The organism is uncultured Clostridium sp. (assembly GCF_963515715.1).
Classification (GTDB): Bacteria; Bacillota; Clostridia; order Clostridiales; family Clostridiaceae; genus Clostridium_AW.
Map to the genome: position 1 here is coordinate 16,712 of NZ_CAUPZS010000038.1, position 13,943 is coordinate 30,654.

Below are 13,943 nucleotides of genomic sequence, written 5' to 3' on the forward strand. Positions count from 1 at the left end.
TTTAAGGGGTATACTTTACTAAACATTGGAGCATTTTTTGTTCTTAAAGGAGATTATTACGGTAGGAAAAGGAGATGAATGAATTTGGATGGGCTTTTGGAACAAAAGGCATCTTACGGTAATAATATTACTGTGATAAAGAAAGATGAAGATTGTACTGTATATGAAATGAAAGATATCACTGGTGAAGGTACCATGACTTGCTACAAGGTGTTTCCAGGTATTGATTTAATGTACAATGATTTTCACATGCAGAATTGTTTTTCGGAGTTTATTCCGAAAGTAGAAATGATGGGAATAGATCATTGCCGAGAGGGACGTATTGAATGGGAATTTCAGAGCGGTTCATATATGTATTTACAAGAGGGAGATTTACAGATTAATTCAAGAAATCATCATGCTATTGGATTTGGATTTCCTCTAAAACATTATCATGGAATTACGGTTGCAATATATATTGATGAAGCATCAAAAACCTTATCTACTATTTTTGATGGACTTTCTATTGACTTGCGAGAATTGTACAACAAGTTTTGTTCTGGAAAATGCCCATTCATCATGCGCGCAAAAGACTCTATTCAGCATATTTTTTCTGAGCTCTATACTGTACCTGATGAGATACGTATAAATTATTTTAAGATTAAAATTTTAGAATTGCTATTGTTTTTGAGCGTAGTAGATGTAAAAATAAACGGGGAAGAACGACCATATTTTACTAAAAATCAGGTTGAAACAGTAAAAGGCATTATGAAATATATGACTGATCATATAGACAAGAATATCACCTTAGAAAAATTGTCTAGCCAATTTGAGATACCGCTTACTTCTATGAAGAATTGCTTTAAGGGCGTTTATGGAACGTCGATATATGCGTATATGCGGTCTTATCGCATGCAGGTGGCTGCTTTAATGCTACGTGAAACCAATGAAAGTATTACCACCATTGCAGGTAAGGTAGGTTACGAGAATGCAAGTAAATTTGCCTCTGCATTTAAAAAAGTCATGAACAGTTCACCCTCTGAATATCGAAGAACATTTGTCTGAATGAAATATTATTACGATATATTATATATGTGTTTATAAGTGCCAAAAGGCATTTTTATTAAGTGTTAGAGTTAGGATAGACTAACTCTAATGTCTAATCGGAGCATGTTTGACCTTTGTGGAGTGGCGGCTATATTTTTCAAGCATTAAAATAGGGATTAGTTGATTTTAACTAATCCCTATAATTGTTTTAAAAGACTGACAATAGCTAGTCTTTAAAACTTAAAAATCCGTGAGAGGTGAAAGTATAAAATGAAAAAAGAAAATTGGTTAAGAACGGTTTTGGCCTTTGCCAAGGAGTGCAGATTAAAAATGATTATTTCAGTAATATGCGCAATAATAAGTGTTGCAGGGGGAATCGTACCCTATGTAGGAGTTTATCAAATCATCATTTCGTTTTTCGAAGGAAGGCAGACGCTAAAGGATGTATTATTTTGGTCAGCAATATGTCTTGCTGGGTATATAGTGAAACTTCTTTTTTATGCTATATCTACTATGTTAGCGCATTTTTCTGCATACACCATACTAGAGAATATGCGCCTTAAGATTGCTGACAGATTAATGAGAGCTCCACTTGGCACTGTGCTGAATCAACCGGTAGGAAAGCTGAAAAATGTGATTATAGACCGAGTGGAAACTATTGAACTTCCCTTGGCTCATCTGATTCCAGAAGGAATCTCTAATCTGCTTTTACCTATAGGTGTGTTTATCTACATAATTATGATAGATTGGCGCATGGCACTTGCAGCAATGGTTACAGTACCCATCGCAGTTGTAGCATACGCAATTATGATGAAGACATTTAATAAACAATATGCAGATTATATAGAGTCTAGCAACTATGTAAATAGCGTTATTGTAGAATATGTAGAAGGAATTGAAGTCATTAAGGCATTCAATCGATCCTCATCTTCTTATGAAAAATTTGAAAAAGCAGTAGAGTCTTTTAAAGCATATACACTAAACTGGTTTGAAAGCACTTGGAAACTCATGAACTTTGGTGGCGCGGTTTTACCATCAACTATACTTGGAACCATGCCTGTCGGAATGTATCTGTATATGAATGGGTCATTAAGTCCAGCGGATCTTACAATGTGTTTGATATTATCCTTGGGAATTGTAGCACCATTAACTAGCTTTACGGTATTTGTGAATGATTCCAAAGCTATAGAATATGCTGTGAATGATGCATATGAATTTTTAAATCTGAAGGGGCTTGAAAATCCATTAGAGCCGGTAAACATTCATAAATATGATATTGAACTTAAAAATGTATCCTTTTCCTATGATACTGACAAAGCTGATAATTCAAATAGTACAGAAAATGATGTACTCAATAATATTAATCTGAAACTTCCTCAAGGAAACTTTGCGGCTTTGGTTGGTCCTTCGGGAGGAGGAAAATCTACGGTTGCAAGGTTGATTACACGATTTTGGGATGTGGACAAAGGAGAAGTTAAAATTGGGGGTATTAATATCAAAAGTCTTCCTTTGTCACAGCTTGCAGACACAGTGAGTTTCGTAACTCAGGATAATTTCTTATTTAACTGTTCAATTATGGAGAATATACGACTTGGTAATCCTAGTGCATCTGATAAAGAAGTAATTAATGCAGCAAAGGCTGCTTGTTGCCATGAGTTTATCCAAAATCTTGATAATGGATATGATACCAATGCTGGAGAAGCAGGAGGAAAATTATCAGGGGGAGAAAAGCAAAGGATCTCCATAGCAAGAGCTATCTTAAAAAATGCACCCATTGTTATAATGGATGAAGCAACAGCTTTTACGGATCCTGAAAATGAAGACAAAATTCAAAAATCCATTGCCGCCCTTACCAAAGAAAAAACCTTATTGGTAATTGCTCACAGACTATCAACCATAAAAAATGCAGATCAAATTATCGTTATGGAGAAAGGGTGTATTGTAAATACAGGTACACATGAAGAGCTGCTTAAGGGGTGCGAACTTTATAAAGGTATGTGGAAGGCTCATATTGGTGCAAAGAAATGGGCAGCTAACAATGAGAAAGGAGGGGTGAAGTAAGATGTTTAAATCAATAAAACGAATCATTCAGTGGTCCGGGCACAGAAAGAAACGCTTATATATAGGATTTATATATTCCTTTTTTAATACTATGTTTACGGCCATGCCAATTATGGGAGTGGCCTATGGGCTGAACCTTATCATAGAGGACATGAAGGGGACTAGCAAGTTGACGATGGATTGGGTATTCTATATGTTAGGATTTATGATCTTTACTGTGGCAGGCAGGTTTTTGTTTGCTTATCTTCGAGCATCAACCCAGGACAGTATTGGCTATGAAGTAACAGCAGAACAAAGAATTGGTATTGGCGACATATTAAAAAGGGTATCTTTGGGGTTTTTTAGCAAAAATAATACTGGAGAAATTGCTTCGGCTGTAACAACAGATTTGTCCTTTATTGAGATGCACGGGATGAAGATGATTGATGTGGTGGTAAACGGATATATCAGTGCATTTACAATGGTGCTTTGTCTAGCGTTTTATAATTTGTGGGTTGCTCTCATTGCAGTAGCAGGTATTTTGTTATCTGCTTTATTCTTAAAATTACTTGGTAAAAAGAGCAAGGAAAATGCACTGGTACATCAGAAGGCACAGGATAGTATGGTAGCAGCTACTATTGAGTATATCAGAGGAATGCCTGTAGTTAAAGCATTTAAACGTGATGGAGTTTCTATAGAAGGTATTCGTAACGCTTATAAGATGAGCAAGGATGTAAATCTTAAAATTGAAAAGAATTATGTTCCATATAATTGCCTCCACTTATTTGCCCTTAAGGCAGCATCTGTGGGTATTGTTCTTGCATCAGCAATAATGGCTGCAAATGGGTCCATGGATATTCCAACCATGCTTATGATGGCTATATTCTCCTTTGTCATTTTTGGACATATTGAAACCATAAATAATGCGGCTCATGTATTGGAAATTATTGATGCCACACTGGATAAATTAGATGGCATAGAAAATGCAGAATTTATTGATAAAAACGGCAAGGACATAACGTTATCAACATATGATATTCAATTTAAAGATGTCACCTTTGGCTATGAAAAGCGAGATGTATTAAGGAATATGTCATTTAATATACCAGAGAATACCACTACAGCAATTGTTGGTCCTTCGGGAAGCGGAAAATCCACAATATGTAGTTTGATTGCTAGGTTTTATGACGTTGATAAAGGAAGTGTGTCCGTGGGAGGTGTCAATGTAAAGGAGATGACTTGTGACAGCCTTCTCAAAAACATCAGCATGGTGTTTCAAAAGGTATATTTGTTCCATGATACAGTGCTTAATAATATTCGATTTGGAAAACCAGAGACAAGCTTTGAAGAGGTAATGGAGGTAGCTAAAAAAGCCTGCTGTCATGATTTCATTATGAACCTCCCTGATGGATATGAAACAGTGATTGGAGACGGTGGCTCCACACTTTCTGGAGGTGAAAAACAACGAATATCTATAGCTAGGGCAATGCTGAAAAATGCTCCAATTGTTATTTTAGATGAGGCAACTGCCAGCGTAGACCCAGAAAACGAACATGCAATACAAAAGGCCATCAGTGCTTTAGTACACGGGAAAACTATCATAATCATTGCACACCGTCTTGCTACCATTGAAAATGCAGGTCAGATACTTGTGGTGGATGAGGGGCGTATTGTGCAGAGAGGAACTCATAAAGAGTTAATAAATCAGGAGGGTGTTTATAAGAGGTTTTTAGACATACGAAGGACAGCGGAAGGATGGAGTATTTAAGAACATTTGTCTTGTGATTTTATCTATATAAAATGAAAAAGGTGCTGAAAAAAAGCGCCTTTTTTACTTATAATTACTTATGGTAGAAGTAGATTTTCTAAAAAAAATTTTAACAGTCTATTGACAATCTTTTTGGTTGTAACTATAATGGTTACAACAGGAGGAATTAAGCATGAAAATAAGTAGTAGATTCTCTGTGGCAGTTCATATACTATCAATATTATCCATGGAAAAAGATAAATTATGTACTTCAGAATGGATTGCTGGTAGTGTAAATACTAATCCGGTGATTATTAGAAGAGTAACTGGAATGTTAAAAAAAGCTGGTATTGTTAATGTAAATCCGGGTGGTGGAGGAGCGTATCTTTTAAAGCCCATAGAAAACATTACTTTGCTAGAGGTATATAAAGCAGTAGATGTAGTTGAACATGGACAACTTTTTCAAATACATGAAAATCCAAATCCAGAATGTCCTATAGGTGCTAATATTCAATTTGTATTAGAAATTATATTGCTTAAAGCTCAAGAGGCAATGGAGGATGTATTAAAGAATGTTACAATGAAGGATATTGTTGAAGGATTGTTAGAAAAGATTAAGTAGAATTCATTTAAAAATCTCAATATCGATGTAACTTTTGAAGTTACATCGAATATACTACTATTTTTTTATGCTTGTTGTAACTGATGTGGTTACAACAAAACTATTAATAAAATTAAATTGAAAGGATGATTATTTATGAAAATAGCATTAATCGGGGCAAATGGAAATGCGGGAAGAGTTATTTTAAAGGAAGCATTATTAAGAGGCCATGAAGTTACAGGAATAGTTCGTGATATATCAAAAATTGAAAGTAAGCAAGATAACTTAAAGTTTGTTGAAGGAGATATATTTGATAAAGAAAGCATATGCAAGGCTATAGAAGGAAATGATATAGTTATTAGTGCATTTGGTCCGAAATATGGTAATGAAAAAGGTTTAGTAGATGCTACTAAAAACTTAATAAATGCAGTAAAAAGAGCAGGTGTACCTCGTCTTTTATCAATAGGGGGAGCTGGAAGTCTCCTTGTGGAAGAGGATATTAAATTGGTTGAAACAAAGGATTTTCCTTCAGATTGGAAGCCAATTGCACTGGCTCATGGTGAGGCATTAGAGTATTACAAACAGGAGAAAGATCTTAATTGGACAAATTTAAGTCCTGCTGCATTTATTGAACCAGGAAAAAGGACAGGAGTTTACCGCACTGATGAAGAGTACTTAGTAACAGATGAAAAAGACGTTAGTCATATTTCATTTGAGGATTTTGCTTTTGCTATGCTAGACGAAGTTGAAAAACCTAAGTTCTCTGGCAGAAGATTTACAGTAGGATATTAATTTGACTAGGAGGAATAAAATATGGAAACAAAAATATATTATGTTATGGATACTATGTGTGGATGGTGCTATGGCTTTAGCGATGTTATAACTAAAATACAAGAAAAGTACAAGGGAATTTATGATTTTAACGTTTTACCTGGAGGAATGTGGGTAGGTGATAATGCTAAAATTATGAATAATAGCTTAGGTGATTATATAAAAAATCATAATAAGAGAATAGAAGAATTAACTGGAAGAAGATTTGGAGAAGGATTTAATAAAAATATATTAGAAAATACTAGTGTAGTTTTAGATAGTCTCCCAGGGGCAAAAGCAGTAGTTTTAATTCAAAGATTAAAAAAGGATGCAGCTTTTAGCTTTCTTAAAAAAATTCAAGAAGCCTTTTTCATAGAAGGAAAGGATACTAATAGTTTGGAAACATATATTGAAATAGCTGAAGGATTTGGTATAGCTAGAGAAGAGTTTGAGAGAGAATTTCTCTCAGAGGCTTTAACAGAAGAAACTTTTGAATATTTTAATATGGCTGCCTCAATGCGGGTAATGAGTTTTCCAACAGTTATTGTAGCTAAAGGAGATGAAGGAAAAATAATCTCACAAGGCTATAGTAGCTTTGAAGAGCTAGATAAAATCTTGTCTTCTTCACCAATATAATTAAGATAGAAAAGACCATGAAATTTTTAGTTGATGAATTTCATGGTCTTTTTCTGTTTTTTAGATAAATTAAAAATGATAATCATTTGCATTTATAAAATAATTTGTTAAAGTTATAATTAAGATGTAGATTATATAAATTATATGGTTTAAGTATAGGAGGTGGTAGTTTTGAAAGGTAAAAAGGATATGATAGATATATATTACAAACATATTGAAGATAAATATTGTTGTAAAACTTCAGATGAATTATTAGGGAAAAAATATATTATAGGAAAACAATTTGGCGCAGGAAATTTTTCAAGAATGAGAATAGAAGATGGATTGGAAATCTCGAAAATTGACATTGATTATAAAATGGAAACGGAATTTGATAATAGGGAATTTGATGGTGATATTTTAGAATTGGGATATTGCTATAATGGAAATGTAGAAGTTTTTTCAATGCCTGATAATAAGAAGTATATATTAGAAGCAGGGAATATATTTATTTATAAATCATTAAATGATGTGGAGTATTTTAATTTTAAATACAATAAGTGCAAAAGTATATCTATTCACATGAATTTTAATACCATTAAAAATACTATAAATCCAACATGGGAAGAGAGAGCAATAATAGATTGGCAAAAGAATATGAACAATATATTTAAAGAAGATATATTAATAATCGAAAAGGCTAGCTATGATATAAAGAAAATAGCAGATCAGATAGATTCTATTTCAATCCACAATGTAGTGAGTTATATGAATCTTAAGCTGAAGACAATAGAGCTTTTAACCACTGTTCTTGAAGAAAAATATAATGAAAGAGTTTTAAAAACTTCTAAGGAGCAAGAAGCAGATATCATAATTATGGCTAAGGACATAATAAGTAAAAATCTTGAAAACTCACCCTCCGTTAAAGAATTAGCTAGTAATTTAAATATAAGCATATATAAACTACAAGAAGGATTTAAAAATGCTATAGGATATACTGTTTATGAGTATATACAAAAATCAAAAATGGAAAAAGCAAAATATTTATTGAAAAACACAAACATGTCTATTATAGAAATTGCAAATGAAGTAGGATATGAAAATCCAAGTAAATTTGCAAATCTATTTAAACGTTATAATAATATAACTCCATTGAAGTACAGGAAATTATAAATAAAAAATTAGGTATGTGGTTATAGCATTTTCTTAAATAGTATAGTAAAAATGTTTCAAATTTAATAAAAATCATCTATTTGATTTTTATTTTTGGAGCATTTTTTATTTTTTGGAGTAGATATTGAGAATGATTATCAATTATACTTTTATTGAGAGGATATTTAATAAATTTTGATATGTTATAGAAAGGAGAAATATATGAAAGAAAAATCAAATTTAAAGTTTCTTTTAGAGACATCTGGTAAAGAAAAATTCAAATTATATATGGCAGCTATATTTAGCATAATAAGTTCATTGCTTTCTATAGTGCCTTATATTTTGATGTATAGCATAATATTAGAGCTCTTTAAAGGAGAAGTAGATTATGAAAGAATTAAATCTTTAGCTATAATTACCAGCATTATTGTAATTGTTAAGATGATGGTATTTCTAACATCAGGAGTATTTTCACATGTGGCGGCATTTACAATATTGTATGAACTTAGAATGAAAGCAATAGATCATATTTCAAAACTTAATATGGGATTCTTTACAGGACATACTATTGGAGAGGTTAAAAAAACCATAAATGAGGATATAGAAAAGTTAGAGAATTTTATAGCACATCAAATTCCAGATTTAGCTTCAGCCGCTGTAGCTCCCATTATATTTATGTCTTATCTTTTATATTTAAATTGGAAATTAGCTTTGGTTTTATTTATTCCAATTATCTTAGGCATTATAATTCAGATGATGGTCTTTAAAGGATTTAAAGTAAGAATGAAACATTACCATAATTTAATTGAGAAGCTTAATTCTACAATAATTCAATATATAAATGGAATGAATGTGATGAAAGCATTTAATTTATCTGCTAAATCTTTTAAAAATTATAAAGATATAACTAAAGAATATGCAGATTACTGGGTTGAAATAACCATGAAAACAGCTTCACTTTATAGTATATTTTTAGTTCTTATAGATTCAGGACTGCTGTTTATAATACCTATAGGTGGAATAATGTTTTTAAATGGAAGCATAAATGTATCTACTTATATATTGTTTTTGATTCTAAGTGCTAATTTTTTAACCTCTTTTAAACAACTATTAGAATTTGGGGGGAACTTTTCAATACTTCTAGAGGGAGCTGGTAAAGTAAGAAGTATTATTATTGAAGAAGAAGTTCAAATATCAGGAAACAAAACTTTAACTTCAAAGATTAATGGAAAAATAAGTTTTAATAATATAACCTTTAAATATAATAAAAAGGAAGTTATAAAAAATTTATCTTTATCTATAGAACCAAAGACTACAGTAGCACTTGTAGGACCTTCAGGGGCAGGTAAGACTACATTAGCACAGTTATTAGGAAGGTTTTGGGATATTCAAGAAGGAAGTATTACCATTGATGGCATAAATATAAAAGATATTAAAATGGAAAATTTGATGGACAATGTATCCTTTGTATTCCAAAATGCATTTATGCTACAAGATAGCATATTAGAGAATATTAAAATGGGCTCGAACAAAAGTATGGAAGAAGTTATAGAAGCCAGTAAAAAAGCACAAATCCATGATTTTATAATGAGCCTACCTAATGGATATAATACATCCCTTGGAGAAAATGGAATCAAACTTAGTGGAGGAGAGAAGCAAAGAATATCTATTGCAAGAGCAATATTAAAAGATAGTCCTATTGTAATTCTTGACGAAGTAACTTCATATTCAGATATAGAGAATGAAAGTAAGATGCAAGATGCTCTTAGAACTTTACTAAAAGATAAAACTGCTATGATTATAGCTCATAGATTATATACAATAAAAAATGCAGATAAAATTGTAGTATTAGATAAAGGTAAAATTGTAGAAACAGGAGATCATAATTATCTTATAAAGAAAAAAGGATTATATAAACATCTTTGGGATATGTATGATTATGAATATATAGAGGAAGGAAGTGATTCTTTAATATGCTCTCAGATATAAAAAAATTATTAGGAAAAGATAGAAAAAAACTTATAAAACCAACGATTTTATTAACTATGGATTCGTTGTTCAATATGTTTTCTTATGGAATATTATATTTTGTATTATTAGATTTAATTAATGAAGAGCTAAGCTTTTCAAAAATTAAAACTTATACAATTGTTATGGTGATAGTTTTTATAGCTAGAGCTATAGTTAATTCAATAGGATATACAGGAATACAAGCTAGAGGAGCTCGTATTATTGAATCAATGCGTATATCATTGGGGGATCATGTTAAAAATCTAAATCTTGGATACTTTAATAAAAATAGTATAGGTGCTTTATCTAATATAATGACTAATGATTTACAAGATTTTGAAAGAATAATAACTCACAGTACAGGAGATTTAATAAAAACAGTATTTCTTAGTAGCTATTTACTTTTAATAACATTTTCTATTGATTTCCAATTAGGTATACTTCAACTTATGGCTATACTCATTGCTATGCCTATTATTTATGCTGGAGGACAAAGAGTTACTAAGATAGGTAAACAGAAAAAGAGAGTAATGAATGAAGTTATATCAAGAATGGTTGAATATCTTAGTGGAATACAAGTATTTAAAGCACACAATTTAGTTGGTGAAAAGTTTGAAAGATTAGAGAAATCTTTTAGAGATTTAAAAGTAGAAAGTATAAGAACGGAGATATCAATTGTACCATATGTACTTATATTTCAGACAATAGTGGATCTAAGTTTTCCAATATTACTACTTATAGCTACCACAAAATTTGGAGCAGGAAGTATTGGAAAAAAAGAATTTTTAACATTTATTATAATAAATATAGCACTTACAAATGTAATAAGGGGATTTGCAGCTCAATATGGGACGATTAGATACTTTAAACTTGCATCCAAAAAACTAATAGAAACATACAATAAACCACAAATGAGTTATAAATATGAAGAAACAAACTTTGAAAATTATGATATTGAATTTAATAATGTAAATTTCCAATATGAAGAAGGAGAAAGTACTCTAAAAAATTTGAGTTTTAAGGCTAAGGAGGGAACTATGACGGCACTTATAGGACCTTCAGGTTCAGGAAAAACTACAGTTACAAGTCTTATAGCTAGATTTTGGGATACAAGTGACGGCACTATAAAAATAGGGGGACAAGATATTAAAGACATAAATCCCGATTCATTATTAAAACATATAAGCATGGTATTTCAAGACGTATATCTTTTAAATGATACAGTATATAACAATATAAAATTAGGAAATCAAAAAGCAACTAAAGAGGAGATAATAAAAGCAGCTAAAATTGCAAATTGTCACGAATTTATAGAAAATCTGGAAAACAAATATGATACTTTAGTTGGAGAAGGTGGCTCTACTTTATCAGGGGGAGAAAAACAAAGGATATCAATAGCTAGGGCTATATTAAAGAATGCACCTATAATATTATTAGATGAAGCTACCGCTTCCCTTGATGCAGATAATGAACTAGAAATTAGAAAATCTATAAAAAATCTTACAGAAAATAAAACAGTTATAGTAATAGCTCATAGATTAAATACTATAAAAGATGCTGATCAAATAATAGTATTGAATAAAGGAACTATAGAAGAAAAAGGTAGCCACAAACAGTTAATCAAAAATAAAAAGAGATATTACAATATGTACAATGAGATGGAAAAAGCTAAAAGCTGGGCAATATAATTTGTATTTTAAATAATAGATCTGAAATAGATTAAAATCCTCACTCTTGATAGGAGTGGGGATTTTAATAAAAACTTACTATTTACATACATATTTACTTATGAACTCAGTTACTTTTGTTTCATAACCTAATACGTCATCCCTGTATGCAGTAGCATGTCGTGCGTTAGGGACGATAAATATGTCTTTTTCACTGGCACATTTTTCATATAATCTGTTTACCATTTCATAAGGAACGAAAGTATCTGCATCCCCATGAATGAATAGAGTAGGTGTTTTCGATTTAGCAACTTGCTCTAAAGCCGAAGCTTCACTAAAGAAATATCCTGCTCTTATTTTAGTTAAGAGACTTGTACTTTGTATAACGGGAAAAGAGGGCAAATGATACATTTTTTTTAATTGATACTCCAGTTGATCCTTTACTGAAGTATAGGCGCAGTCAGAAACTATAGCCTTTACATTATCAGGCAAATTTTCGCCACTGGTCATGAGCACTGTGGCACCTCCCATAGACACACCATGAAGTACAATTTCTGAATCTTTTCCAACAATGCTAATAATATAATCTATCCACTTTAAATAATCTTTTCTGTCGGACCATCCAAAGCCTACATAGCTTCCTTCACTTTTACCATGTCCTCTGTCATCAGGCATTAAAATGTTATAACCCAGTTTATCATGATAAAATTTTGCATAGCTAATCATGTCTTTACCTTTGCTTACATATCCATGGGCAAGAATTGCCGTCTTTTTAGTAGGGGCTTCTGCTTCAATAAAATATCCATGTAGTTTCAAGCCATCGTCTGAAATTATTTCAACATCTTTAAAGTTTATGCTGCCAAACCATTGGAATTTAGAGTCCTTTGGTAATATTATAGTAGTAGTTTCTAGGTCGTCATTATTGCTTAAAAAATCTTTTTTTGTACGAGCAATAGCTATATTATAAAAATATAAACTGGCTACTATATTTACTAATATGGCTAATATAAAAACTATAAAAAGAATCTTAATCATATTTCTATGTGAACCTCCTTCATTGACTGAAAAGTATTTATAGTTACATATTTGCATAATAATAAATGGAGGAAATAATGTCAATGATAAATAACTTTAACTCAATAAGAAGCTCTTCGCCTGTGCAATCAAGCATAGGTTTCTTTACGTAATCCCCGATCTTATTTGTGTATAAACCATATCCCCATAGAATAGTTGTATCCTTGTTTATACACTATCGTAAATATGTATAAATTTACCTGATAAAAATAGCTTAATTGTTTTAGAAATACGCTAAGAAAATTAAGAGTATAAGAGAAAAGAAAGTATAGATTAGATAATTTAAACAAAACGATATTTTCAATATAGAAAAAGGGCCTTGAATGTGAAACTTCATTGTTTAGGTAATATTAGTGATGTGAAAAATACATTATTTGCAACGGGTACAATTCTTAACCTTAAAAATAATGGATAAACTTAAATTTACCAGGGCTCTTATGTTAAAAAATGAAATTTTGGAACTTTTTCTCTGACATTTTATGACACGCTTTTTTGTTAACAAGAGCATATAGTATGATGAGTGAGATAAATTGCTGTAAAGTGAGATAAATCACTATATTTGTAATTTTAAGGAGGGGATTACTAGATATGTTAAGGTATTCTTCCGATAGAGACAATAAGGATTTAGAAGACAATTATTATATTACTTCGGGTGATAATTCAGGTATGACTTGGGATAAATCAAAATGCCAAGAGAGGCATAATTGTGAAGAACATTATGATTCTTGGGGTTATCGTCACATTACAGGCCCAACCGGTCCAACCGGCCCGACCGGTCCAAGAGGAGCAACAGGTGCGACGGGTGCAACAGGTGCAACAGGTGCGACAGGAGCAAGAGGAGCAACAGGCCCAACAGGCCCAACAGGTCCGACTGGTCCAACAGGTGCAACAGGTGCGACAGGAGCAACAGGCGCAAGAGGAGCAACAGGTCCAACAGGTGCAACAGGTGCGACAGGAGCAAGAGGAGCAACAGGCCCAACAGGTCCGACTGGTCCGACAGGTGCAACAGGCGCGACAGGTGCGACAGGTGCGACAGGAGCAACCGGCCCAACCGGCCCAACAGGAGCGACAGGCCCAATCGGTCCAACAGGCCCAACAGGTCCAACAGGCCCAACAGGAGCGACAGGCCCAACAGGCCCAACAGGCCCAACAGGTCCGACTGGTCCAACAGGTGCAACCGGTGCAACAGGCGCGACAGGTG

The 13,943-nt window shown here is 32.3% G+C and carries 11 protein-coding genes and 1 pseudogene; 10 read left to right on the forward strand and 2 right to left on the reverse strand.

Annotated elements, in window-relative coordinates:
• Positions 1 to 84 precede the first annotated feature (84 nt).
• From RYO54_RS18510 to RYO54_RS18550, 9 genes are all read left to right on the forward strand, one after another.
• A complete protein-coding gene (locus tag RYO54_RS18510; RefSeq protein ID WP_315122037.1) occupies positions 85 to 1,044 on the forward strand; it encodes an AraC family transcriptional regulator in 960 nt (319 codons plus the stop codon).
• A gap of 252 nt (positions 1,045 to 1,296) precedes the next feature.
• Positions 1,297 to 3,087, forward strand: coding sequence for an ABC transporter ATP-binding protein (locus RYO54_RS18515; protein WP_315122039.1), 1,791 nt, complete (start codon positions 1,297 to 1,299; stop codon positions 3,085 to 3,087).
• A gap of 1 nt (position 3,088) precedes the next feature.
• Positions 3,089 to 4,834, forward strand: a complete 1,746-nt coding sequence (locus RYO54_RS18520; RefSeq protein ID WP_315122041.1) for an ABC transporter ATP-binding protein — start codon at positions 3,089 to 3,091, stop codon at positions 4,832 to 4,834.
• 172 nt (positions 4,835 to 5,006) lie between these two features.
• Positions 5,007 to 5,435 (forward strand): Rrf2 family transcriptional regulator, encoded by a 429-nt coding sequence (locus RYO54_RS18525; RefSeq protein ID WP_315122042.1) that lies wholly within the window; start codon positions 5,007 to 5,009, stop codon positions 5,433 to 5,435.
• A gap of 135 nt (positions 5,436 to 5,570) precedes the next feature.
• Positions 5,571 to 6,206, forward strand: coding sequence for an NAD(P)-dependent oxidoreductase (locus tag RYO54_RS18530; protein ID WP_315122045.1), 636 nt, complete (start codon positions 5,571 to 5,573; stop codon positions 6,204 to 6,206).
• A 21-nt stretch (positions 6,207 to 6,227) separates the two neighbouring features.
• Positions 6,228 to 6,860: a DsbA family protein gene (locus RYO54_RS18535; protein WP_315122047.1), complete on the forward strand. Its 633-nt coding sequence runs from the start codon at positions 6,228 to 6,230 to the stop codon at positions 6,858 to 6,860.
• Between the two features lie 171 nt (positions 6,861 to 7,031).
• Complete coding sequence (locus RYO54_RS18540) at positions 7,032 to 8,012, forward strand: AraC family transcriptional regulator (protein WP_315122049.1); 981 nt, start codon at positions 7,032 to 7,034, stop codon at positions 8,010 to 8,012.
• Positions 8,013 to 8,213: 201 nt separating this feature from the next.
• Positions 8,214 to 9,980, forward strand: coding sequence for an ABC transporter ATP-binding protein (locus tag RYO54_RS18545; protein WP_315122051.1), 1,767 nt, complete (start codon positions 8,214 to 8,216; stop codon positions 9,978 to 9,980).
• Positions 9,965 to 11,689 (forward strand): ABC transporter ATP-binding protein, encoded by a 1,725-nt coding sequence (locus tag RYO54_RS18550; RefSeq protein WP_315122053.1) that lies wholly within the window; start codon positions 9,965 to 9,967, stop codon positions 11,687 to 11,689. Before RYO54_RS18545 ends, RYO54_RS18550 begins: the two co-directional genes overlap by 16 nt.
• Positions 11,690 to 11,767: 78 nt before the next feature.
• Here the strand turns inward: RYO54_RS18550 and RYO54_RS18555 are convergent, their stop codons facing one another.
• Positions 11,768 to 12,703 carry an alpha/beta hydrolase gene (locus tag RYO54_RS18555; RefSeq protein ID WP_315122054.1) on the reverse strand — a complete coding sequence of 312 codons (936 nt, stop codon included), beginning with the start codon at positions 12,701 to 12,703 and terminating at the stop codon, positions 11,768 to 11,770.
• A gap of 97 nt (positions 12,704 to 12,800) precedes the next feature.
• Positions 12,801 to 12,905, reverse strand: a pseudogene (locus RYO54_RS18560) (oleate hydratase); the annotation flags it as partial.
• 425 nt (positions 12,906 to 13,330) lie between these two features.
• On the opposite strand from RYO54_RS18560, the gene RYO54_RS18565 reads away from it, so the two are divergent.
• A partial coding sequence (locus RYO54_RS18565) for a hypothetical protein (protein WP_315122056.1) occupies positions 13,331 to 13,943 on the forward strand: 613 nt, incomplete at its 3' end.